This is a genomic window from Actinomycetospora aurantiaca (assembly GCF_037401875.1).
Lineage (GTDB): Bacteria > Actinomycetota > Actinomycetes > Mycobacteriales > Pseudonocardiaceae > Actinomycetospora > Actinomycetospora aurantiaca.
The window spans coordinates 259626-283168 of record NZ_JBBEGN010000001.1 but is presented as its reverse complement, the minus strand read 5'-3'; the positions used below and the strand labels follow the sequence as shown (position 1 = coordinate 283168).

Annotated in this window: 21 protein-coding genes; 10 read left to right on the top strand and 11 right to left on the bottom strand. The window is 72.0% G+C overall.

Going from position 1 to position 23543, the window contains the following annotated elements; all coding sequences use genetic code 11:
* Positions 1 to 147 precede the first annotated feature (147 nt).
* A complete protein-coding gene (locus WCD74_RS01320; RefSeq protein ID WP_337693008.1) occupies positions 148 to 2502 on the top strand; it encodes a cadherin-like domain-containing protein in 2355 nt (784 codons plus the stop codon).
* Positions 2503 to 2504: 2 nt separating this feature from the next.
* Positions 2505 to 3608: a WD40 repeat domain-containing protein gene (locus tag WCD74_RS01315; RefSeq protein WP_337693007.1), complete on the top strand. Its 1104-nt coding sequence runs from the start codon at positions 2505 to 2507 to the stop codon at positions 3606 to 3608.
* A gap of 35 nt (positions 3609 to 3643) precedes the next feature.
* Here the strand turns inward: WCD74_RS01315 and WCD74_RS01310 are convergent, their stop codons facing one another.
* Both WCD74_RS01310 and WCD74_RS01305 read right to left on the bottom strand, forming a co-directional pair.
* Positions 3644 to 4330, bottom strand: coding sequence for a DUF6308 family protein (locus WCD74_RS01310; protein ID WP_337693006.1), 687 nt, complete (start codon positions 4328 to 4330; stop codon positions 3644 to 3646).
* Between the two features lie 1116 nt (positions 4331 to 5446).
* Positions 5447 to 5863, bottom strand: coding sequence for a hypothetical protein (locus tag WCD74_RS01305; protein WP_337693005.1), 417 nt, complete (start codon positions 5861 to 5863; stop codon positions 5447 to 5449).
* A 386-nt stretch (positions 5864 to 6249) separates the two neighbouring features.
* Between WCD74_RS01305 and WCD74_RS01300 the strand changes: the two genes are divergently transcribed.
* Positions 6250 to 6396, top strand: coding sequence for a hypothetical protein (locus WCD74_RS01300; RefSeq protein ID WP_337693004.1), 147 nt, complete (start codon positions 6250 to 6252; stop codon positions 6394 to 6396).
* A 24-nt stretch (positions 6397 to 6420) separates the two neighbouring features.
* Here the strand turns inward: WCD74_RS01300 and WCD74_RS01295 are convergent, their stop codons facing one another.
* The 6 genes from WCD74_RS01295 to WCD74_RS01270 form a co-directional block, all read right to left on the bottom strand.
* The gene (locus tag WCD74_RS01295; RefSeq protein WP_337693003.1) at positions 6421 to 8292 is read right to left on the bottom strand and encodes a serine/threonine-protein kinase; all 1872 of its coding nucleotides are present in this window, start codon (positions 8290 to 8292) and stop codon (positions 6421 to 6423) included.
* On the bottom strand, positions 8289 to 9125 hold the full coding sequence (locus tag WCD74_RS01290; protein WP_337693002.1) for an FHA domain-containing protein: 837 nt from the start codon (positions 9123 to 9125) through the stop codon (positions 8289 to 8291). Before WCD74_RS01290 ends, WCD74_RS01295 begins: the two co-directional genes overlap by 4 nt.
* A 44-nt stretch (positions 9126 to 9169) precedes the next feature.
* Positions 9170 to 11263, bottom strand: a complete 2094-nt coding sequence (locus WCD74_RS01285; protein ID WP_337693001.1) for a hypothetical protein — start codon at positions 11261 to 11263, stop codon at positions 9170 to 9172.
* 151 nt (positions 11264 to 11414) lie between these two features.
* Complete coding sequence (locus WCD74_RS01280) at positions 11415 to 12002, bottom strand: hypothetical protein (protein WP_337693000.1); 588 nt, start codon at positions 12000 to 12002, stop codon at positions 11415 to 11417.
* 113 nt (positions 12003 to 12115) lie between these two features.
* Positions 12116 to 12550 (bottom strand): hypothetical protein, encoded by a 435-nt coding sequence (locus WCD74_RS01275; RefSeq protein WP_337692999.1) that lies wholly within the window; start codon positions 12548 to 12550, stop codon positions 12116 to 12118.
* Positions 12550 to 15438 (bottom strand): ATP-binding protein, encoded by a 2889-nt coding sequence (locus WCD74_RS01270; protein WP_337692998.1) that lies wholly within the window; start codon positions 15436 to 15438, stop codon positions 12550 to 12552. Before WCD74_RS01270 ends, WCD74_RS01275 begins: the two co-directional genes overlap by 1 nt.
* Positions 15439 to 15669: 231 nt before the next feature.
* On the opposite strand from WCD74_RS01270, the gene WCD74_RS01265 reads away from it, so the two are divergent.
* From WCD74_RS01265 to WCD74_RS01255, 3 genes are all read left to right on the top strand, one after another.
* Positions 15670 to 17547: a type IV secretory system conjugative DNA transfer family protein gene (locus tag WCD74_RS01265; protein WP_337692997.1), complete on the top strand. Its 1878-nt coding sequence runs from the start codon at positions 15670 to 15672 to the stop codon at positions 17545 to 17547.
* 338 nt (positions 17548 to 17885) lie between these two features.
* The gene (locus WCD74_RS01260; protein ID WP_337692996.1) at positions 17886 to 18527 is read left to right on the top strand and encodes a hypothetical protein; all 642 of its coding nucleotides are present in this window, start codon (positions 17886 to 17888) and stop codon (positions 18525 to 18527) included.
* Between the two features lies 1 nt (position 18528).
* Complete coding sequence (locus tag WCD74_RS01255; protein ID WP_337692995.1) at positions 18529 to 19194, top strand: hypothetical protein; 666 nt, start codon at positions 18529 to 18531, stop codon at positions 19192 to 19194.
* 105 nt (positions 19195 to 19299) lie between these two features.
* Here the strand turns inward: WCD74_RS01255 and WCD74_RS01250 are convergent, their stop codons facing one another.
* Both WCD74_RS01250 and WCD74_RS01245 read right to left on the bottom strand, forming a co-directional pair.
* Positions 19300 to 19926 carry a uracil-DNA glycosylase family protein gene (locus WCD74_RS01250; RefSeq protein WP_337692994.1) on the bottom strand — a complete coding sequence of 209 codons (627 nt, stop codon included), beginning with the start codon at positions 19924 to 19926 and terminating at the stop codon, positions 19300 to 19302.
* Positions 19911 to 21716: a DUF262 domain-containing protein gene (locus WCD74_RS01245; protein WP_337692993.1), complete on the bottom strand. Its 1806-nt coding sequence runs from the start codon at positions 21714 to 21716 to the stop codon at positions 19911 to 19913. The genes WCD74_RS01250 and WCD74_RS01245 overlap by 16 nt, the downstream gene beginning before the upstream one ends.
* 100 nt (positions 21717 to 21816) lie before the next feature.
* On the opposite strand from WCD74_RS01245, the gene WCD74_RS01240 reads away from it, so the two are divergent.
* From WCD74_RS01240 to WCD74_RS01230, 3 genes are all read left to right on the top strand, one after another.
* Positions 21817 to 22068, top strand: a complete 252-nt coding sequence (locus tag WCD74_RS01240; RefSeq protein WP_337692992.1) for a hypothetical protein — start codon at positions 21817 to 21819, stop codon at positions 22066 to 22068.
* A gap of 2 nt (positions 22069 to 22070) precedes the next feature.
* Positions 22071 to 22388, top strand: coding sequence for a hypothetical protein (locus tag WCD74_RS01235; protein ID WP_337692991.1), 318 nt, complete (start codon positions 22071 to 22073; stop codon positions 22386 to 22388).
* A gap of 259 nt (positions 22389 to 22647) precedes the next feature.
* Positions 22648 to 22809, top strand: coding sequence for a hypothetical protein (locus WCD74_RS01230; protein WP_337692990.1), 162 nt, complete (start codon positions 22648 to 22650; stop codon positions 22807 to 22809).
* Positions 22810 to 22892: 83 nt separating this feature from the next.
* On the opposite strand, the gene WCD74_RS01225 is transcribed toward WCD74_RS01230, so the two are convergent.
* A complete protein-coding gene (locus WCD74_RS01225; protein WP_337692989.1) occupies positions 22893 to 23168 on the bottom strand; it encodes a type II toxin-antitoxin system Phd/YefM family antitoxin in 276 nt (91 codons plus the stop codon).
* 106 nt (positions 23169 to 23274) lie between these two features.
* Between WCD74_RS01225 and WCD74_RS01220 the strand changes: the two genes are divergently transcribed.
* Positions 23275 to 23514: an AbrB/MazE/SpoVT family DNA-binding domain-containing protein gene (locus WCD74_RS01220; protein WP_337692988.1), complete on the top strand. Its 240-nt coding sequence runs from the start codon at positions 23275 to 23277 to the stop codon at positions 23512 to 23514.
* Positions 23515 to 23543: the final 29 nt, after the last annotated feature.

Sequence of the window (23543 nt, the reverse complement as noted above, 5' to 3'; positions counted from 1 at the left end):
ACGTCCCGAACCCGACCAGTGACTCTTAGTGCTACCGATGTGGGTGCAAGGCCGGTGAAAGCCTCGAATGGCTGTATGTCGTGGCACATCACGACGACGTGGAGTGGTGGCGGGGGTCGAGCTCGCCGCTCCGCCAGGGGGAGACCGGTGAAGAAGCTCGTCAAGACCAGGAGCCGAGTCCGAGCTGACGAGGCCGCGCGAGCGCGCAAGATGGCCCGGATCGCCAAGCGCGAGCGGTCGCACCGAAGCGCGGTCGCGACGTACGCCGCCCGGACCACGCTCTTCGCGGCCGTCGGGGCCGGGGTCCTCCTCCATGGTGGGGTGCAGGAGGCGAGCGCGGCTCCGGTGTCGGTGGTGCTGCTGTCGGCGGGGGAGGGGGAGGAGTCGGGGGGCTCCTCTGCCGTCGACAACGAGGATGACGGCGGCGAGGAGAGCCGCGAGCCCGACGACGCCTCCGAGGCGGAGCCGGCGGAGAGCGAGCCTGCGACGGGCGCGGTGGAGTCGACGCCCAGCTCGACCCCGCAGCCGACCGGGACGGCACCGACGACCTCGACGCCGAAGGCGACGACGACGTCGGCCCCCGAGCCCACGACGAAGAAGTCGACTTCCAAGGCAACTCCCGAGCCGACGGTCGCAAAGCCCACTACGACGCCGACGCAGGCGCCGACAACCGCCGCCGCCGACCCGGCACCGGCGGCCGCGACGGCGGCCCCGGCCCTGCGACGGGCGCCGGCCGCGCGACCCGCCGTCGGGAAGAAGCAGGAAGCCGACCGCCGCGTGCTCGCGCCGGCGGGCACCACCCGGGAGCACCGCGCGATCACCGCGGACCGAGTGACCCGTGCCGTGGCGCAGAACGTGCTGACGCGGATCGCGCTCGGGCTGGCCGGCGTCGTCCCGCCGTCGAACCCCACCACCCCGACGAGCCCCGCCGCCCCGGCCGCGCCCGCCAGCGCCCTGCTGCTCGCGCAGTGGGCCCTCTTCCGGCGCGGCGGCACCGTGTTCAACCAGAGCCCGGCGGCGAGCCCGACCCAGGCGCCGAGCACCACCGGCCTGGTCACCGGCAACCTCAACGCGACCGACCCGGACGGCGACCGGCTCACCTACTCGGTGATCGGGCAGCCCGCGCGCGGCACCGTCGTCGTGCAGCCCGACGGCACCTTCGTCTACACCCCGGACGCGGCGCTCGCCCGCACCGGAGGCACAGACACCTTCACCGTGCTCGTCCGCGACAACTCGCCGGGGCAGGGCCGGGCGACCGACGTGCTGCGCGCCCTGCTGGGGCGGCACCACACCGCGCTGGCGAACCGGCTCTTCGGGCCGCACGCGGTCGCCGTGACCGTGCCGGTGGTAGTCGCGGCACCCGCCACCAACACCCCGCCCGTCGTGCCCACCACGCCCCCGGCGCCGACGACGGATCGCGGCACGGGGGTCGTCTCCGGGTCTCTCGGGGTGCGGGACGCGGACGGGGACCCGCTGGAGTTCACGGTCGTGGACCAGCCCGGGGTCGGCACGGTGACCGTCGACCCGGCGACGGGGGTCTACACGTTCACCCCGACCGCGGCGGCCCGGCGCGTGGCCGCCGCGACCCCGGGGACGGACACCGTCACCTTCACCGTGCGGGTGTCCGACAGCCAGGGCGAGGCGGTGTCGGTGCCGGTGACCGTGGTCGTCGACCCCGGCCACGCTGAGGTCGTCGCGGCGATCCCGGTGGCAGGCGCGCAGTCGCTGTACGCGAGCCCGGACGGGCGGCGTGTCTACGCCCTCGGCGCGGGCGGGGCGGGTGCGCCGGGCATCGTGGCGGCGCGGACCTTCGCCGCCCTCGACGCTCCGGCCGCCACCGGCAGCACCATCGCGATCATCGACGCGACCAGCAACACCCTGATCAGCACGGTCACCCTGCCCGGGCAGCCCCAGGAACTGGTCTTCAGCCCCGACGGCCGGTACGCCTTCGTGACCACCCGCGTCGACCCGTACGACACCTACCGCTCGCCGAGCACCGTGACGGTGATCGACACGGCCACCGACTCGGTGGTCGGGACGCTCGAGGCGCAGAGCTCGCACGGCAGCCTGTACTTCGCGCCGGACGGCCGGCACGCCTACCTGAGCGACTACCTCGGCGACACCCTCCTGGTCTTCGACCTGGATGACGCTGCTGTGCTGACGATCCCGGCGACGCGCCCGCAGCAGCTCGACTTCAGCCCCGACGGTCGCCGCGCCTACATGCCGAGCATCACCGACGGCCGGACGGTCGTCATCGACACCACCACCCACACCGTGCTCGGCAGCGTCCCCGGCTACGGCGGGACCGTGTTCGGCCCGGACGGCCGGTACGGATACGTCGTGGACTACCAGCACGTGGACGGGTCGGTCACCGTGATCGACACGCTGGACGACTCGTCGGTGGTGATCCCGCTCGCGGGCACCCGTCGCCGATCGAGTTCGGGGCCGGGGGTCGGTACGCCTTCATCGGCAACTGCTCCGGTGACGGGGACCGGCGGCTGACGGTGATCGACACGTCCGACCACTCCTACGAGACGCTCGACCTCGGCACCGACCCGGGGATCATGCAGCTGTCCGCGGACGGGACCCGGGGCTACATCGTGGACCGCCAGGACGGCACCGAGACGATCGTCGACACGGCCCTGGGGGCCCTCGTCGACACCGTCGACACGACCGACTACGACCACAGCTACGTCCTGAACGCGCAGTTCGCGCCGGACGGCTCGAAGTTCTACGTCCAGGACCTCGACCGGCTGACGATCATCGACGTCAGCGACGACTCGGTGGCGACGGTGGACGGCTACGGCCGGATGGGGTTCACCCCGGACGGGACCCACGCCTACGTGCTGGGGAGCTGGGACCCCGCCGGGACCCCGCTGACGCTCATCAGCGTCGCCGACAACAGCACCCGGACCTTCACGGGCCCGCACAACGTCAACGAGGTGAGCTTCAGCCCGGACGGGAGCCGTGCCTTCCTGACGCGCTACGACGGCACCGTCACCATCATCGACACGTCGAACGGGTCCTCGACGATCGTGCCGGTCGGGTCGAGAGGGTGGAGCACGCCGACCTCCAGCCCGGACGGGCGGCAGGCGTACTTCATCGACCCCGGCCGCACCGGCGGGGTGTTCGGGGACGAGCCGCCCGAGCCGGGCGGCGTCACCGTCGTCGACGTCGCCACCGGGCAGTACCAGCGGGTGCCCCTCGGCATGGACGCCTACCGGGTGACCTTCAGCCCGGACGGCACCCGGGCCTTCCTGGTCAGCCACCGCGGGGAGAACGGGACGACGGTGACGGTGATCGACCGGGCGGACAGCACGGCCACGAGCTTCACCGCCGGCCCCTACGCCGAGGACGTCGCGTTCACCCCGGACGGCCGCTTCGGCTACGTGCTCAGCTACGGCTCCGGGCCCGACGACGGCGAGGTGGTCTTCATCGACCTCGCCGACGGCTCGCGCTCGACCGTGCCGGTGCCGTCGCCGACCGGAATCCGCTTCAGCCCGGACGGCCGCTACGCCTACGTGCTCAACCACCGCGACGGCACCGCGACGGTGATCGAGCTCGACAGCGTCGCCGGTGGTGGGGCCGGTGCTGCCGGCGTGGTCTGAGCGCGACCGTCGGTGGTCCGGATCGCGAGGGGCGGTCAGTCGGAGTCGGGGTTCTGCTGCTCGCGGACGCTCTGCTCGTCCTCGCCGCGCATCCACAGTACGACGTCGAGGACCCGCAGCAGGCTGACGTGGGCGGGGACGTGTCCCTCGGCCTCGAGCGACCGGAGTATCTCGACCCGGCGGTCGTCGGCGAGCCACCGGTGGACGTCCTCCCAGTGGGTCCTCGGCTTGGCGAGCCCGAGTTGGCCTGCCACGACGCCGTCCCAGACCGGAAGGAGCCGTGGCCGCTTACGAGCGAGGAGCTTGGAGGTCGTGACCAGGCCGGTCCCGACACCGTCGTGTCGCTGGCTGCTCGTACGGAGCAACGTCCACAGCTGGTCGGCCGCCGAGCCCGCTGCGACGTGTTCCGCGGCGGACTCCTCGTACAGGTCGAGGTCCGTCGGGATCTGCACTAGGAGCGCTGAGATGGCGCCGGCGGACCGCTCGAGGAAACGCAGGGCAGCCTGTCCGGGCACGCGGACGCTGAGCATCGACACCGCGACGAGGTCGTCGACGACGATCCGGTTCCACGGGTTGTCGCCGAAGCTCTCGAAGCGGGACCCGGAGTACGCCGGGATGCCGTCGGTGCCCGCGAAATACGCACGGAGGTTGCGCACACATTCGTCGCGGCGCGGCCCGCTCACGGCTGCTTCCTCGAACCAGTCGAGGCGATCGATGGGCATGGGCGGACCGTAGGGAGGGCGAGGGCGCCCTCGCGGCCTGCTCACCGAGTCGTGGGCGTGCCTCGGGACTACATCGGTCTGGCGCCAAGGTCCAACTGCGCCGGCTCAAATGCGGCAGCCTCCGCCTCCGCAAGTAGGCGCGGGGCGGCGAAGAGGGTAGACACGACCGCCCCGCGCTATCTCAGCCTCGAACTGTGGACGTGGCGTAGCGGCCACGAGTGGTGAACCGGCCCTTGCCCTTCCCCCAGAGCTTCTTCACCTTGGTCACAGCCTTCTTTACCGCGTGCCCAAGGTGGCCTTTGGGATTGAAGGCGCCCGTGGAGCCGTGATCCGCCGAGCCCGAGGATGAACCACCCGTCGTCGACCCCTTCGAAGGCGACCCATGGTCAGCCGACCCCGAGGACGACCCAGTGGACGACGAACCGCTTCCGGAGGTCGGGCTTCCGCCAGAAGAACTGTTCCCGTCGCCGAAAGAACCGCCGGACCCGGGACCCGTCGAGGACGAGCCGCCCGACGGTGGCGTGGTGGGCAGAGCGGGAAGACCCGCTCCTCCCGGGGTCGCTCCGAAGTCGCATCCCGGCTGCGGGTTCGGGTCCTGATAGTTGCAGGTGCCCTGATGTATCCCCTCGTACGACCGCCACGTTTCCTCATCCGCAGAAGCGGTGGCTGCGCCAGACGCCAGGCCTCCCACCACGAGCGTGCCGGCGAGCGCGACAGCGCTGATGCGGCGGATATACGTCGAGCCATCCCGACCAGTGACCATCGGCTACTTCCCCCCTACCTGCTACGCCCGTTCGGGCGTTACGGCGTCTGAGGGTTCGCGTGGATCACGCAACGTGTTACTCGGGGAGAGACTCGATGAGCCAGCCAGTTGCCGGGCGAGAGGTCAGCGAACAGCGACCGCCGGGGGAGACGTTGAGCATCGACATCGGGACGGCCGAGCTGGGCCCGCTGGGCTCGCCGCTCGGTGTCGGAGGTGAGGCGGTCGTCATCGAGGCGCCCGCGCTGCGGCTGCCCGACGTCGACGGCGAGCGTTCGACGAAGCCACGTTCCAGCTCCGCCGCCTCGAGCGCGGCGGCGTCCACGTCCGCAGCAAGGCCCGAGGGCGTCAGCGGTTCATTCTGGACCGAGGAACCTGGTCGCGGGACGGTACATTTCCCGTGAGGGGCCAAGGAGCAAGAAGAAGCCGGAGAGGACATAGAGGACGGCGGTAAGCAGGAGACCGACGGCCACGCTGGGAGTGACCATGCTGGCCGTGTATCCCATAGTAGCGCCACCGGATGTCAAGGCTCTCAGGTAGGTCACTGCCACGAGGAACGACACAACCACTGTGGCGATCCAGACTTTCCGATGCCCGCGTGACGCGAAGACTGCTAACAGCAGCACGATGAGAGCTATTCCTAAAGAATAGGGAATCAGTATCCCTGAAACCATCAACGAAACGGCGCTCAAGAGGACCCCGACGATCACTGTGTTGGGCCTGCTCTTTTCCTCGATCGGCTTCGGCAGACCCCGCTCGATCGTGCTGAACACGGTCACATCGTCCCCCTGGTGCAATATCTGGCGCGAGCGAGCGAGATTAGGGCCCTCTGCGCGGAGGCGCAAGCAGAATACTGCGCGTATTCGTGCCGCCGAGACAGCCGCGCGTCAACGTGCGTCGACGCAACGGGAGTAGTCCGTCGGCGGGTAGGCGTCGCTCCGTGAATCAAGTCGACGTCCCGCCCACAGAGCTGGCAGGCAAGTCGCTACGGCTCTCGTCGCGGCTATCGACGCGGGCGAGATTCACAGCAGTCCACTCCGACGTGCCTTGCTCGTCTCGGGCGTAGCGAGGTCGAGAGGGTGGAGCACGCCGACCTTCAGCCCGGACGGCACCCGGGCCGTCCTGGTCAGCGACCGACCTCGCCGACGGATCACGGTCGGTGGTGCCGGTCGCGTCGTCGTCCGGCGTCCGCTTCAGCGCCGACGGCCGGTACGCCTACGTGGTCAACCAGCGCGACGGCATCGCGACGGTCGTTGAGCTCGACAGCCTGGCCGGTGGTGGGGCCGGTGCTGCCGGCGTGGTCTGAGGTCGAGGGCTGGACGTGGTCTTCTCAGGACGAGACGGTCTTCTCCGACGCCGCTGCCACGATGCCGGCCTGCTGGCAGAGCTGCTCATAGGGCAGATTGCCTTCGACCTGGACTGCGATGTACTCCGTCGGGCGCAACGCGCTTCCGCTGTAGGACTGGCGGTGTTCGAGCGCGAGCCGGCAGGCGGTCGGGTTGTAGTAACCGGGGAAGGCCCTGCTGAAGGCCGCCTTGCCGTCGATCGTCGTCGGTGCGCCGTAGCTACTCATGCGCCCGCTCGGTTCGAGCCCGAGGGTGATCGCGACGTACGGCGTGCCCCGCCCGCGGAGTCCGATGAAGCACGTCGACCCGTTCAGGTAGCTGGACCGCTGGGTGGTGAGAAGGCCGGGAATCTGCTCGAGCGAGTTGCCGGGCACGGTGCATGCCTCGGCGGATGCCAGTGAGACGTCCCCGATCCACCCGGGCCGGTAGGTGATCCCGTTCTCGGCGAGCCGGTTCACGGCCACCGCGACGACGGCCTCGTTGTAGTCGCACAGGGTGGCGACGTTGCGCCCGGTCCCGGACCTGGAGTTGATGGCGACCACCGTGTTGTCGGCGAGCACGATGTCGCTGCTGCATCCCCGCGGGTTGGTGCCTTCCCGCGTGATCGTCAGGTCCCCGAGACGCTGGACCGGGCCTCGAGCGCCCTCGGCGACCGTGTTGCCGAAGTGGACGTCGTTGTAGACCCGCTGGCCGTTCGGGGCGTCGACGGTGAGCCGACAGTCCCCGACCGTGCCGCCCGGGCCGACGCTGATCCGTCCGAGGACCGTCATGGCCTCCTCGTCGAACAGGGCGCACGGATCGGCGGCCTTCGGGTCGCCCGTCAGCTTGATCGCCGCGACCTGCTCCGGAAGTGCAGGAATGCTCGGAGAGCTGTCGAAAGGGCCGATGAGGATGACGGCCGTGACGAGGACGGCCACCATCACGGCCGCGCCGGCGATCAGCAGGGTGCGGCGCCCGACGTGCCACCAAGGACGTGTGGGCTTCACCTTCTTCCACGGGGGGATGGTCGGGTCGCTGAGGCGGCGGACGAAGTCGTCGAGCTGCCGGTGGGCATCCGCGGCGGTCGGGCGGGTGTTCGGGCTGAGCTCGAGGAGATGCATGAGCAGCCCGCCGAAGGGGCCCGCGCGACGCGGACGTCCGGGCGACTCGTTGGCCACCCGCTGAAGGGTCTGCAGGGTGTTCTCACCTTCACCGAACGGCGGCTGTCCCTCCACGAGCTTGTAGAGGGTGGCCCCGAGGGAGAAGACGTCGGAGGCCGGGGTGGCCGGGTGTCCGCGAGCGACCTCGGGAGCCATGTAGGCCGGCGTCCCGGAGATGACGTCGGCCCTCGTGACCGGTCGCTCGCCCTCGGCGTGGGCGATCCCGAAGTCGGTCAGCTTCACCTCACCCTTGTCCGTACCGAGGAGCACGTTGCCGGGCTTGATGTCGCGGTGCACGATCCCGCGCTCGTGGGCGGCGTCGAGGGCCAGCGCGACCTCGGCTCCGATCCGGGCCGCCTCGGTGACCTCGACGACCCGTCCGTCGGTGGTCACCTGCGCGAGGCTCTCGGAGGGCAGGTACTCCAGCACGAGCCAGATGTCTCCCGCGACCTCCTGCACGTCGTAGATCGTGATGATGTGCGGGTGGTCGCTGACGCGGGCGGCGGTGCGCGCCTCCCGCAAGGTCCGCTTGCGGTCCTCCGCCGCGGTGTCGTCGTCGCCGGGGAAGCGCACGTGTTTGAGGGCGACGACCCGCTCGAGGGTGTGGTCCCTGGCCTCCCACACGATGCCCATACCGCCGGAGTCGATGTAGCGCACGAGTTCGTAGCGGTCGAGCAGTTCGTCGCCGACGCTGTAGCCGCCGATCGTGGTGATCATGCCGGGCTCCGCGGGTCGGGAGAGGCCGAACGATCGAGCAGGCGCAGGTCGGGCGGGACCAGACTCGTCGAGAGGAGGAGTTCGAAGAGGAGATTGTGGTTGATCACGTTGCCGGACGGCTCACCGACCTCGTTGCGGGTCAGTCCCGGCACACCGGAGTCGGTGAGACGGTTCCGGACCCCGAGCACGACGTGCTCGGCCTTCTTGTTCGTCCAGTCGGCGTCGGGTTGGAGCACTTCCAGTTCCTTGGCCGTGTTCGCCCACGACTCGGGCTGCGGATGCGGCTCGTGGCGCAGGTAGCGGTGGCCGAGGGCGGTGAGGACGATGCGTTCGCGGTCCGTGAGCTGCCACGTGGTGGGGCGCCGGGTCGAGTCGTCGACCTTCGCCTTCGCGCCCGCACCCGACCGACCGACGACGCGGACCTCCAGGAGGTGCTCGCGCTTCGGCTCGGTGCGGATGAACAACGGGGTGTAGGTCGAGCTCAGCGGCTCCTCGTGCCCTGAGAGCAGCAGCCGCGATCCGGGGAACCGGATCGGGATGACGCCGGTGTTGCGCAGTGACCATCCCCGGGGGTCCCAGGACAGCAGTCCGTGGCGGCGGCTGATGCCCGGATCGTCCGTGCCGAGACAGACGTGCACGTCCGGCTCGTTGCGGCCGAACACGACCTCGAAGCGGGTCTCGGGCTCGACCCGGATTCCACCGCGGTCCCCGAGGACGAAGAGGGTGCCTTCGGGCGCGTCCGGGATACCGCGAGCGAGGCTGTAGGTACCGGCCGGCAGCAGCTCGACGCCGCTCGTGCGGGCGCGGCCGGACGGTCTGGTGGAGCGGGCCATCGTGATGCTCCTCGGGTCGGAGGGGTCGAGGGTCGGCGCGCTGTTCACGAAGGAGCCGGGAGTCGGGCCTCGGTAGCCGCGGCGACCGGCGTCGCGGTGGCGCACGGGTCGCCGGTCGAGCCGTAGACGGTGAGCTGCACGACCTCCGCGCGGGCGCGTCCGGAGCCACCGACGTAGCTCCGTTGGATCAGGTTGACCTGGCAGGCGGCGGAGCGGCCCCCCGCGGCCGGAGTGGGGGTGAGCACCGCGGAGTGGCGTCCGATCCGCGTGGGGTTCCCGGTGAACGGGGACGTCCTCGTGAAGCTGACGTTCACGTACGGGGCGTTGGTGAGTGCGAGGTTGTAGCCGATCGAGCATCCCCAGCCCTCGAACCACTCGATGCGGCGGGTCGGATCGATCCCCGGCACCTGGGCGAGCGCGGGCGAGTCGAGCACTGCGCAGGCGTTGAGCGAGCTCAGCTGGAGTGACGGGTCGAGAGCGCGCCGGGCGGTGCTGCGCCCGGCCAGGACCGGCACCGCCGTGGAGGTGCCCGCGTCTGCCAGCGCGCAGGGGTCGACGCCGGGAGCCGCCGTGATCGCCCGCGTCTCGACCTCGACCGCCGTCTCGTCGGGCAGGACGAGGAGACGACGGCAGCGGTCCACGGCCGTTGCGGCGAACCGGGTCACCGCGACGTCGCCGACCTGCTCGGTGGGCCTCGTCGTCGTGAACTCGCCCGCGGCGAAGAAGCTCGCGCTGGTCAGGTAGGAGCCGCCCTGCGCGGTACCCGTCAGCACGGCGCAGGAGCCGAACGGGCCGAAGTCGTCGAAGAGGATCGGGCTGCCGAAAGCCGCGAAGGACGATGCGGAGAGCAGGCTGCAGGGGTTCGCCGAGCGCCGGTCGCCGATGGCCGACGCCGCCGTGGTCGCTGTCGGCGCGGGCGCGACCGACGACGTCGGAGTGGTCGGCGCGCCGGCCCCGTCGTTCCGCTGCGGGCCCATCCCGCTCACGCCCGCGACGAACAGCCCGGCGATCACCAGCAGCGCCACCACGATCGCCGTCGCGGTGACCAGGCCCCGATGACGCGTCACCCAGTCCCGCCCGCGGGTCGTCGGCGTGCGCACCGTCCGCTGCCCGCCCGGCGGCGTGCCAGGCACGGGCGGCGGGTGCGGCAGCGACCGCGGGGGAAGTGGGGGCGGAGTGCCGGGCCGCCCGTGGGGTGGCTGCGCCGCCTCGCGGTACGGTCCACCGCTGTGGGGCCCGGGGCCTGCCGCGTTCCACGGCGGAAGGTCGCGAGGTGCACCCGCGGGAGCGGGCGCGACGCGGGTCGTCGGCCGCTCCGCATCACGTGGGATGTCCTCGGCCGGATCGAGGCGGACCGTGCGGGCCGCGCCCGGGCCGGCGGGAGCCGCGGGGGTCGCGGCCGGCATCGACGTGGGCTGGCTCTCCAGGGTCTCGGCGAGCCTGCGGCGGAGGTCGTCGGCGCGCACGTCGCCGTCCGCGGCCCTGCTCAGGAGCGCGGCGAGGGCCTCGACGCGACGATCCTCCGACGCGCCGTCGCTCCGGTCCCGCGTCTCGAGCGTGTCGCCGAGGAGCTTGCCGAGGGCGCGGACGTCGTCGGCCCCGAGAGTGTCTCCGTCGTCGGGATCCCCCGGGCGTGCCCGATCGCCGCCCGCCGCAGCTCCCAGCAGGGATGCCGATCCGTCGTCGTCGATCGCGATCAGGGGCGCGCCCACGGCGCGATGTTCGAGCCCCGCCTCGTGCATGTCGGCGAGGCCGGCGGCCACGTCACGGCCCCAGCGGGCGAGTCGGGCAGGGTCGGGGCTGGGGCCCTCGTCGAACACCTCCTGGAGAGTGCGGCTCCCCGCCCGGGTGCGGGAAGCAACCCAGAGCCCGGAGCCGTCGGAGACGACGTCGAGGACCCGGCGGACGTGCTGACTCCGGAGCCCGGTGGCGACCCGGACCTCGCGTCCCACCACCCGCCGGATCGCTGCCGCCTCCTCCGTCGCTCCGACGGAGCCCGGAACCAGGGCGAGCAGCACCTCCTCGTCATCGTCCGACCACTCGTCCAGGGCGACCCACACAGGTCGGTCGGCGGTACCGTCCAACTGGCGTGCGAGGCGATAGCGGTCGCCGAGGACGTGGCCCGTCCCGTTGGTCATCGTGATCCCCCCAGCCCCGGGACCATTCCCGGATCTCTCGTGGCAATCGTTCGCGCGTTCGCCTGCCGCCGTTACACGATCGAGTGATGCGGAATCCGTGCTGACACGGTGGTATCGGCCGATCACGGGATGCGACATCTCGCCGGCCCTTTCAGGACGGAACGGAGGTGGCGGGCACCGGGAGGACCGTGGTGTTGCCGTTCGCGACCTGGTGGAGCGTGAGTGTGACCCGCGAGTAGCTCGTGCCGCGGGACGTGCGCTTGGTCGTGAATCCGGCCTGACGGTCGAAACGGCCCGTGGAATCGGTCCGATCGAATCGTCCGGCAGCGGAGTTCCAGGCCTGGCCGCGCTCGACGAACACGTCGAAGCGGCCGTCGGGCACCTTCGACGCGGTGGCCTTCTGCCCGGAGCGGACATACATGACCAGGGTGGCCCGGGCGCCGCTGGACAGCGTGACGACGGCGTCGCTGCTGCCGCGGCTGTTGTCCACGGTGAACGACCCGCTACCCGACCCGCGCTTGGTCAGCAGCGCGCCGTTGCGCGGTCGTGCGTCCTCCTGGGTCGGCGCCGCCAGGGCCGTCGCGACGATCGCGGCGGGACCCGGAGCGGGTGCGGCCTCGGCGGTGCCGGGAAGGGTCGCTCCGGCGAGGAGTGCGGCGACGACGGCGCCGGTCGCGAACAACGAGCTGCGACGGCGTCGGGTCGGGATGGAGGGGGTGGAGGAGGTGTCGGTGTCCATGACCGAAGTTCTATTCGTGTGCTGCCGGGAGCCCTCCCGGATGATCATGGACGGTCGGCCGCAGGCTCGACTCGGTACTCGTCGACATCGTCGACGGTGCACCGCCGGGATCGTCAGGCCTTCTCCTCGTCCTCGTTCTTCCGGCCGTAGTGACCACTGATCTGCTCGGCACCCTGCGTACCGATTCCACCGACGGCCTTGCCGGCCTCGTCGGCGACGCCGAGGACGATCTCGGGAAAGCCGTCGGCGTCCTCCCCCGGCTGCTCGATCCGCGGTCCCGGGGCCGCCCGGATCGTCAACTCGGTCGGCTGCAGGCGGGGTTCCGGCGAGTCGTGTTCCTGGATCGGTGCGTCACCTCCGATGCCGCGGAAGCCGGCCAGCAGCGCGGCGCCGCAGAAGGCGACCTTCCTCCAGCCCGACACCGTCTGGACGTCCTGCTCGGGCTGCTCGGCGCGCGGCTCGGTCTGCACGCTGCGGGCGTCGGACGACGGAGGCGGGAGCTCGGTCGACGGTGCGGACGTCTCGGGGCCGGTGTGGTCGGCGGGCATCACGCCTCCGTGGCGATGAGATGGGTGGTGTGCAGGAGGAGCAGTTCGACGCTGCGGGGGTGTGCGACGGCTGCGGCGAGGGCGGTCTCGAGCGCTCGGCGTGAGACACCACCGCCGAGGTCGCGGACCGCATCGCGCAGCGCGCTCGCGTCCAGGTCGCCGACCACCACACGGTCGCCGCCCGGCTCGAACGCGGGGAGGCGCCGGAGCTGTGCGAGTGCCTCCCCGGCGGTCGGGCCGTCGAGGTCGACGCCGAGCGCGAGCCACCCGTCGTCGGGAACGAGGGGGTCGGCCGGCGGACGACGGTGCAGGTCCTCCTCGACCTGCTGGAAGCGTCGTGGCCCGGCGGTCCAGCGCAACCAGTCGGCGTCGTCGAGAGGCTCACCGCCGAGTAGACCGCCGATCTCGCCGAGGAGCCGCTCGGTGAAGCGGTGCGCGTCGACCCATCCGCGCAGCAGGGGACGCCGGGCGTCGACCGCGCGCTCGGCGGCGTGCAGCAACGCGCAGTGCAGGTCCTCGGACGGGACGTCGACGAGCGCCGTCATCGCCCGGCGCGAGGGCGCAGGGGTCCGCAGCCCGAGCAGGAGACACATCGTCACGGCCTCCACCCACACCACGAGCACCGGCGTGCGCGCGTGGTGGTCCGCGTCGTTGAGGCGGCGGGCCGTGCACGGCCCCGTCGTGCACGACGCCGGGCAGAACGGGCTCCGCGTCCGGGCCAGGGGCGGGTCGCGGCGGACCCCGTCATCGGACTCCCGCTCCTCTCCGAGTGGGAAGGCGACCAGGACCGGGCGGTCCATGCCGTCGTTCGCGGCCGCCGCCCGGCCGGGCGGGAGCGCCACGACCAGCTCGGAGTCGGTGGGGGAGAGGTTGATCGTGGCACCGACCGTCTCGCGGTCCTCGGCGGCCGGGAGGCGGTGGACGATCTTGACCGCGGTGTTCTTGACGACGTCGGGGAGGATCTTGGACGGGATCTGCTCGACGACCGCGACCCCCTCGCCGTAGGCCCGGATCTCGGCGATGAGGGACGCGAAGAGCTCGATCGCACCCGCCGCCGGGCCCTCGGTGACGTTCTTGAGCAGCCGGTGGGCCTCCTCGACGACGAGGACGTGCCGGAGCCCCGGCCGGGCCTGCGGGTGGACGCGGAGGTGCTCGACGATGCGGATCAGGACGACGCCGATGACGAACGCCTTGTCCGCGTCGTTGGTGACGCCGTCGAGTTCCAGGACCACGTTGCGGCGCAGCAGGCCGGCGACGTCGAGGGGGTGCCCGCCCTCGAAGAAGCGGCCGGGCGTCCCGGAACGCAGGCTGCCGATCCGGACGTCGACGAAACCGCGGACGTTCGCGGCGACCTCCGGGCCGTAGCCGATCTGCTCGACGACCCGTCGGGCGGTGCCCTGCAGGTCGCGCAGGCCGGGGTAGCGGGGATGGGCGCGCTGCGCTTCCTCGGTGGTACGCAGCCGAGGGGCGAGGGCCGGGCGCGGCTCGCCGGTCACCAGGTCCCACCCGGCCTCCGCGTACACCTCGGTGAGCGCACGCCCGAGGACCTGCGGGAAGGGCTCGGTCACCTCGAAGGCCGCGAGGAACAGCGCACGGACCAGGTCGGCGTGGGCCTGCAGGGGGAACCCCGGCTCCGGCTCGAGGGGGTTGAGGCACGCCGGGACGGCGTCCGGGTCGCCGGGGCGGATGACCGTCACCTCGCCAGGCCCGAGCCGTCCCGCCATCCGGGCGTACTCGCTCTTCGCGGGTTCGACGGCGAGCCAGGGCACGGGATCGGGGTCGGTGGCGAGCGCCTCGAGCAGCGAGCGCACCGTCTGGGACTTGCCGGAGCCGGTCGCGCCACAGACGAACGCGTGCCGGTTGAGGCTCGCCCGCGCGACGCGGTAGCGCCCGGCAGGCTGCTCCGCGCGGTCGAGGACCGTGCCCAACGACCAGCCTGGGCCGGAGTCGCCCTCGACGGTGAGGTCGAAGGTGTGGGTGTCCACGAGCCGGATGCCCGGGAGCTCCTCCGACGGCGTGGGCGCCGCGGCGAGGAGGACCTCCGAGCCGGCGCGGAACGGTGTCGTCGCGCCGCCCCGCAGGGTGCGCGGTGCGGACAGGCACGTGGCGAGGTCGGTGGTGTCGGCGTCGGGGACCAGGACGAACGGCACGTCGTCGAACTCGGACGCCGAGCACAGCACCGCCGCCGTCGAACGCGCCTCGCCCGGCGTCCGGCCGCCCGCCGCGATGCGGATGTCCCACGAGCCGGCGGCCCGGGCACGGACGAGATCCCGGTACCGGCGCTCGGAGCGCTCGAGCTCGACGCGGTCCTTCTCCGAGCTGGTCTTCAGCCGCATGGCGGGGAAGCGGGACTCCAGGGCCGCGATCTCTTGTTCGAGCGCGTCGGGGTCGACAGGAACCGCCTCGACGAGCCAGGCGAACGGGTGCGGCAGGTGGACGGCGTAGTCCTCGAACCCGCCGCGGACCGGGTCCCGGTCGGTGTCGTGACGCAGGCCGGCCGTCCACAGCGCGTCCGCCTGGCCACCGCAGGCGACCCAGTACGGGAACGCCCCGAGTTCCCCGTCGACCTCCTCGGGCCCCAGCGGCTCCACCCGCGCCCCGGGCGGGTAGAGCACGGGCGTTCCCGACCCGTCGTCGGGACCGTCGACGGCGACCAGCGGGAGGACGGGAGCCGCGCCGAGGACGACCCGCACCGGACCGTCGGGTGCGCGCCACCAACCCAGGCCTAGGCGGGCGCCGGTGCTGCCGTCGAGGGTGGCGTGCGCCGCGGTCAGGGCGGCGAACAGCTGCGCGCGGGTGCGGTCCGGTATCGCCGGGTCACGGGGTGGGCGGGGCAGCGAACGGAAGCGGTAGCAGCGCATGGCGCCGAACGGCCCTGACCCACCCACGCGACCCTCCACGGCACCCCCCGCGGAACGCGGAGGCTCGGCGACCTGCTGCTGTCTATCGAGCGCTGGTCGGCGGGCGTGTACGGCTGTTCGAGCGAACGGACTGGGCTGTTGGAGTGATGTGCCACTGGGGCCGGGTAACGACCGGGTCCAGTCGACCCGAACGACTCCCTGGACATCGGTGCCGGGGCGTTCGGAGGACGCCCCTGCTGCGCGTGGGGGGATGGGGACGTGGCGCCTGCCGGAACGGCACGCTCGCTCGACTCGTACTCGGCGGCCCTCGACGTGCGCGAACGGACGTTGGCGCGTCAGCTCGCGGGAGCGCCGGAACGGTGGGGCTGGCAGTTCGTCGAGACCCCGCCGCCGCAGCCCTACGGCGAGGCCGAGCCCCGCTGGTACCAGCCGTGGCCTCCTGACCTCCGCGGCCTCGTCCATCGTCGGCAGCAGGCGGAGCGCCGGCTCACGAAGTTCGTGCTCTTCGGCGCCGGGGTGTTCGTGCTGGGCCTGCTGATCGGCGCGTCCGCGTCCAGCGTCGTCACCTTCCTCGTGTTCCTGCTCGTCGCCGCAGGTCTGACGGCGATCGGCATCGGCGGCTACCGAGGCGCGGCGCACGCGGTGACGAACGCCGAGCAGACCCACGCCGCCCAGGTGGCGGAGGCCGGTGCGGCATTTCGGCAGTACGAGGCCGACTACTACGCGCGGCAGGCCGCCTGGGAGGCGGCCGAGGCGCAGCGTGTCGCGTCCGCCCGGCAGCACTTCCCGTTGCTCCTCTCGCGGTCCGCGACCCGCGTCGACGTGTACGGCGGTGCCGGCCGCGGATGGGAGTGCCTGCTCACGACGATGGGATGCACGGCGCTCGCTGAGGGCAGCACCGTGCTGTGCCTCGACTTCCGGGAGATCGCCGGCTCGCTCGCTCGGTACGCCGGTGCGGCCGGTTCCGCGGTGCGGCTCGGGCATGGGCCGGATGTGGTGGACGGTCTGATCGCCCGGTTGGCACCACAGGAGCTCGCCGAGGTGCTGGCGGAGGCGGTCCTCGCGGTGCGGAGCCGTAGTGAGGCCCAGGCCTCGCGCGCCCTCGACGTCGACCTCCTGCACGCCGTCACCCGCCGTCTCGACGGACAGCCCGACCTGCGCCGCATCGTCGCCGGCCTCGACGTGCTGCGCTCGGCCCACGACGACGACGGGCCGCTCTCGCCGGAGGAGGTCGGGCGCCTCGCCGGCGCGGTGGACGTGGTGGTCGGCCAGAGCGAGCGGGCGCGCGAGGAGCTGCGGCACCTGAGCCTGGAGCTCGGGCTGCTCGTCGACGACGAGCCCGTCGATGCGGGCGCCACGCTGTGGCCGACGGGCGGTCTGTCGGTGCTCACGACCGAGAGCGACTCGGACTGGCGGCGTGCCATCGCCGAACGGCTCCTGGTCCAGCTCGTCATCGACGACCTCGGGCGTTCGGAGCGCCGGCCCCCGCACCCCGTCCTGGTGGTCGTCGGCGCCGACGACATCGGCCGCGACCGGGTGGAGAACCTCGCCCGCCGCGCCGCCCGAGCGGGCGTGCGGCTCGTGCTGCTGTTCGAGAACCTGCGCGACGACGCCCGCGACCTGGTCGGGCGCGCGGACGCCGCCACGATCTTCATGCGGCTCGGCAACCCGCAGGACGCCGAGGCGGCCGCGTCCTTCGTCGGCCGGCAGCACCGGTACGTCCTCGGGCAGATCTCACGCTCGGTCGGCACCACGACCACCCGCGGCACCTCGCACACGAGCACCAACGGAGTCACGGAGGCCCAGAGCTACGGCCAGAACTCCGGCGGCGGATTCGGTGCGGGCGGTGGGCACAGCAACCACGGCACCAGCTACGGCGAGTCGGTGTCGATCTCGAGCTCGGAGTCGGTCGGCAGCTCCTTCAGCACGGCGCGGGCCGAGACGGACGGCACCGTCATCCAGCGGTCCTACGACTTCGCCCTGGAGCCGACCGCCTTCCAGGAGCTCTCTCCGAGCTGCTTCGTCCTGGTCGACGTGGGGCCGACGGGTCGGCGGGCCGTCGCAGGCGACTGCAACCCTGCGCTCGTCCAGGCCCCGCGCCTCAGCGCCCACCCGCTCGCGGGCTCCGAGCGATGAGTGAGCAGCTCCGCGAGGGCGTCGACGCCCCGCGCCCGCCCGAACCTCCGAAGCCGCCGGACCCGCCGTCGCCGTCGGATCGCCTCGAGCGCACGCCGCCGCGCGACTCGTCCGGCGATGGCCCGCCGCCCGGCGACGGCAGTCTGCGCCCGACGGCGGAGTTCGAGGCCGGCCTGCAGGCCTTTCGGGACCGGAAGGCGGGCCTCGAGCCGACGGGCCCGGGCGAGGGGTCGCTGCGTCCGACCGAGCCGGTGGAGCAGGAACCGCGCGACGTCCGGGTGCGGGACACAACTCCTCCGACGGTCTCGGATGTTCCTCCGTCTCCGGAGACCGAGCGCGTGTCCGACGACCGTTCTCCGCTCTCCGAGCCGGACGAGACGGCGCTGACCGAGCCGGACGAGACGGCGCTGACCGAGCCGGACGAGACGGCGCTGATCGAACCGGACTCGAAGGCGTTGGCCGAGCCGGACGAGCGGGTTCTGACGGAGCCGGACGAGACGGCCCTGCCGGAGCCGGACCGTGTGCAGCTCGCCGACTCCGACGTGGAGCGATCACCCGAGGTCGTCGAGAGTTCAACTTCGCCGGACGTGTCGACCGACCCCGATGCTGAGGTCGAGGTTCCGGCGGCGTCCAGGGAGGCCTCCGTAGAGAAGAACGACGAGGCGGCGCAGGAGGGGGCGGAGACCTCATCCGCACCCGCTGACAGCGACCCGCCGCCGCCCACTGGGGAACCGGAAACCGGTGGGGAGAAGGACGACCGCACGCGGTGGCAGAAGGTGGCGGACACCGCCGAGGCCTTCGGTAAGGCCGGGCTCGGGACGGCCTTCGACATCGTCGTCCCCGGCGGCGACGGCTACACGGTCGACCGCATGGTCGACGCATGGGACGGCGGTCTCGGGCAGTACGCGCGGACTCGGGTCGAACACGTCGCCCGCGCCTTGATGTCGCATGTCCGTCACGACGATGAGAAGGGCACCTGAGATGACCGACGCCTGGGGTTGGACCGAGCACGACTCGGCGCTCTGGCTGACGTGCGAGATCGCCGCACAGCTGGCACGTGGCGGTCCGGTCGACCCTCCTCAGCGCTTCGCCGCGCCGTTCCCCCCGGCCTACGACCCGACCGAGGAGTTCTGGGCCGGTGGGACGTACGAGATCGCGCGGTTCTTCGCGGCAGGCGACGGCAGCTACATGCACCACAGCGGCGCGGTCTTCGGCGGCGGGCTGCTCGGGTTGGCGTTCGGAGCAACTATGGCCGCGGGGCGGGCGGTCGGGAACTCCTCGCGGCGGAAGGCGGCCGAGGCTGCGGCGACCCCGCGTTGGTACAAGGTCGAGGCCGGGAACCTGTTCATCACCGGCGCCGGGGTCTATCTGCGCAACGACCGCGGAATCTCCAGCTGGAGCTGGTTCGACATCCTCATGGGGGAGATGGTCGGTCCCCGCGACCTGATGTTCCAGCCGCAGAACTCCGAGCAGCTGATCGTCAGCTCGGACTGGTCGGAGCTGATCTTCGTCCTCTGGGCGATGCGCCGGTTCCCCACTCACCACCAGCTGCTCACCGGGGGCTGGCTGCCGCCGGACTGGCTCTCGAAGGCCGCCGCCTACTACCCGTCCTCCCTGCGCACACCCCAGCTGCAGCTCGGAGCGTAGTGCGGGGCAGCGGACGGTAGACCACACCTCGAGAACCGAGTCCGACGGACCCGGTTCCGGGCGGGACGCTCTCATCCCTGCGGCCGGTGACGGTGCCGGAGCTACTCAGCCGACACGAGCGCGCCACGCCGCCGCGGCCTCGTCGAAGGTCGCCGCGAGTTCTTCCTTGACCCCGCGGTGGTTGATGCGGGGCGGACCCGGGCTGGGGCCGATGATCACGCGGTACCGGCTCGTCGTCGGGAAGGCGAGGGGCCAGGCGTCGCGGGCCGGCGCGCCGAGCAGGCAGACGATGTCGAGGTCCGGCAGCAGGTCGACGAGGCGGCGCAGCCACGGCGCGCCCTGCCGTTTCTCGGAGTCGCTCGGCGTCTTCCCGCGGATCGGGAAGGGCACGGCGTTCCAGTGCGTGATCGCGTCGAGCGGGAGCCCGGTGCGCAGACAGTGCTGGAGGCAGAGCCACGCGCTGCTGTCGGGGTTGCCGAGGGAGAGGAATCGCGTGTCGGGCGCGGCCGCCCCGGGGTGGGAGAGCACGAACAGCACCCGGGCACGGGTGCCGGCGTGGTCCGGATCGGGGTAGGGCACCGCTCCCGGACCGAGCCTGCGTTCCGCGGCGATCCGATCGGCGAGGGCGACGACGGGGGCGACGTGCGGCTCGTGCAGGCGAGCGCGCTTGCGGTCGAGCACCCAGGACTTGTCGTTCTCGTAGGACTCCACCGGGGTCAGCTCCGCGGCCACATCTCGACGACGGCGGACGCGAGGTCGTGGCTGCGCGCAACGATGTCGTCGTCGGTCCAGTCGTCGGCGTGGCCGTCGAGCAGGGCCTTGTTCAGCACGAAGAGGTTGAAGCGCTGTAACAAGGAGTACTTGCCGGGGCGCGCCTCGGTGCCGTGCCAGGCACGGTTGGACAGCGAGGCGTTGAGCCGCCGCGTGACCAGGGTGAGGTTCCCGAGGGTGTCGACGAGCCGGTCGCGCCGGGCGGCCCGATCGGGGTCGGACGCGACGTCCTGCGCCCAGTGGTTGCGCCACCGGCGGGGCATCACGTGCTCGATGTCGAGCCGGTCGGGGAGCGAGACGTCACCGTGCCAGGCCGTGCGCCAATGCCGCTCGATCGCGCCGAGCACGAGCCGAAGCCGGCGCTGGTTGATGTTGCCGTAGGCCCGGATCGTCGGGAGCTCGTCGAGGACCTCCCGGTCGGAGGGCCACACCCGGGCGTCGGCGGTCTGCCGCGCCAGGAAGGTGACCGTCTCGTCGCCGGCACGGTCCGGTCCCGCCGTCTCGAGCGCCTCGAGGAGCGCGACGACCATGTTGTTGACGTCCTTCATGACGCGCCGCAGCAGGGTACGGCGGACGGCCCAGCTCTCCACCGCGCCCAGGGCGCGGTCGATCTGCTCCGCGGGCACCTGCCGGTTGCGGCTGATCAACCAGAGCAACAGGGGAGTGGTGGCACCGAGCTCGAGGTTCTCGACGACGACCGCGTAGTAGCGACCGCGCGGGGAGTCCTGATCCATCTGGGCGAAGTCGCGGAACGTGTCGGCGTCGCGGCGGAACTCGCGCAGGAAGGTCTCCGCACGGGCCCGATCGGAGAAGTGCTCGCGGGCGTGCTCGCGGAACTCGGTGGCGATCTGCTCGGCGTAGCTCACCCGTCGCGTGCGCATCGTCAGCCAGTACTGGACGAACAGGTCGATCCGCGAGCGGTACAGGCGCCCCTGGCTGACCAGCTCGCGCCACCAGCCGTCGTCGAGATCGCGCCAGTACTCCTCGTTCCAGCGGTCGACGTCGGCGACGAGCCGCTCGCCGGTGGCGAAGACGTGGTTCTTGATGAGGTCGGCGCCCAGCAGCGGGGTGCCGCGGTCGTTGAGGGTCTCGAAGATGAGCTGCTCGTCGTCGTTCTCGCCGAGCAGGATCGAGACGACGGCAAGCTTGCTGCGCAGGGCGTGGGTCAGGGCGGTGAGCCGCCGTGCCGGGTCGGGTGCCTCGGTCGCCCAGTCAGTGATCGCGCCGAGGAAGAAATCGTGGGCCTCGACGATCCGGGCGCGACGCAGCTCCTCGCCGGGCTCGATCCCGTCGTCCATCGCGGCCTCGAACGCCGGCCGGTCGACCCGCGACGGCCGCAGCTTGAAGCGCTCCGGGGTGCCGGCGAAGCGGCGGGCGCCGTTGACGATCAGCTCCTCGATGCTCTCGGCGTCCCCGTCGTGGCCGTGCTTCCCGACGACGAGGGCGGCGGCGTCGAGCAGGACCTGCATCGTCGTCAGGCGCTGCTGCCCGTCGATCACCGAGTACCGCTGCAGGTCACCGGGCAGCGCCGGCGCCTGCTTGATGACCACCGCGCCGAGGAAGTGCGCCGGCAGCCGGCGGAGCGCCTCGTCGTCGGCGTGCTCGACGGCCTCGGCGACCCGCGTGACGTCGTCCCACAGCGGCTGCCACTGGTTCTCCTCGGTCCACACGTAGGGCCGCTGAAAGGTCGGGATCTCGTAGATCAGCCGGCTGTCGAACAGCTCTCGCGGCGTGCGTGCGCTGGCGTCCACGTGCCCCCCTGGTGTCGTGACCAGTTCGTGACCTTACGGGGCCGATCGAGGTGGTCACTCGGAGGCGCCGCGCCGGGATGCGCTGTGGGATGCTGGTCGCATGTCGGAGCAGATGACCCTGCGCCTCGACGATCGACTCGCTGCCGGGGCGCGGGAGGCAGCCGCCGAGGACGGGACGTCGGTGTCGGACTGGGTGCGGGCTGCGATCCGCCACCAACTCGCGCTGAAGACCGCCCTACGGGCGCGAGCCGAGGAGGACCGGCGTGGGGCGCTGTATTCCGCGGAGCAGGAGGACGCCCTGCTCGACGCGCGAGCTCGCGACGCCGCGTCCGCGTTCGACGGGGACCGCTGAGCGTGGCGCTTCCCGCGATCCGGTTCGGTCAGGTCTGGGAGTCCCGACGCGAAGCCATCGGACCGATGCGGTACCTGGTGGTGTCCTCGGACGCCTACAACGCGGCCTTCGCGGACCGCCGGGTGATCGCGGTCGAGGTGGACTCGGCCGGCGTCTACGAGGGCGTCTACCGGGAACCGATCGTCGACGCCGGGACGGCGCACCTGGACCGACTGACGTGGGTGTCGACGCGCCGGCTCGAGGAACTCGTCGCGGAGCTGCACCCGACGCGTCACGCCAACGTCGCGCAGCGGGTGCGTGATCTCATCGGAGACCTCTGACCGGCGTTCGCCGGCGCCGCCGAGTCGGCCCTTGGGGCCGCAGCTATGGCGTCTCGATGCGCGACGCAACGAGGGGCCGGGTCGACGACAGCAGCGGAGGATCCGAGTCGCGGTGACTCGGACCCGAACGCGCTCGGCCGCCGACTGCAGTCGCACAGGCTCGTAGGCCGACACCTGGCCGAACGGCCGCGAGGCGCCGGAGCTGGCCGCAATCTCCGTCCTGGCCCACGCCGGTGACGGGGACGTTCACGAGTCGGTCGTGGCCTTCGTCGAAGGTCTGTCGACCGTCGAGGTGGAGGATGCGGCCGAGTACGTCCTGGCCGCCCTGCCACCCGGGCGGGTTCGTGAGCAGTTGGAGGACCTGATAGCTCGATGTCCCGGAAGCGGCCAGGACCAGAATCTCGACGTGCACCGATCCTGAGCAGCTCGAGGACTGGATCGAGCGTGCAGCGGTCGCCTCCTCGATCGGCGAGGTGCTGGGGGCCTGAGGGTGCCCCGATGCCTCTACGGCTGATCAGCGGGACAGTCGTCCCCGAAAGTCTGGTCAGCGCGCTCCCGCTCGACGCTCCAGCGCTCGGCGTCGACCGGGGGCAACTGCCGGAAGAGTGCCTGCAGTTCGCCGATGGTGCGCTGACCTCGCTCCCGGGGCAGCCAGTGCGGGACGAGGTCGGCCACGGGACGTCCGTTGCGGGTGATGACGAAACTCTCGCCCTGCTCGACGCGACGCATGATGCTGGCGCTGTCGTTCCGTAGTTCTTGCTGCCCGATGGCATCGGCCACGACGTGAAAGTAGCGCCTCGCCGTCGAGGTGACACGTGGGCTCGCGTGGGGCCGTCCTCGATCCAGGCGCGGCCGGAGGTGCCTGGCGCGACGGTACGTTGCCTCCGTGAGCGGGACGTTCGCGGTGCGGATGGGCGATCGAGGGCGCCTCGTCGTGCCCGCTGAGCTTCGGGAGCGCCTGGGCGTCATGGCGGGTTCGCGGCTGCTCCTCGTCGAGACCGAGGCCGGGATCGTGGTGACGACGCGCGAGCGCGCCCGCGACCTGGTGCGCCGGCAGCTCGAGGGAATCGACCTCGTGGTGGAGCTGGTCGACGAGCGGCGCGCGGCCGCCGTCGAAAACGAGTAGGACAGGTCGGCGAAGGACCCGGCCGTGTC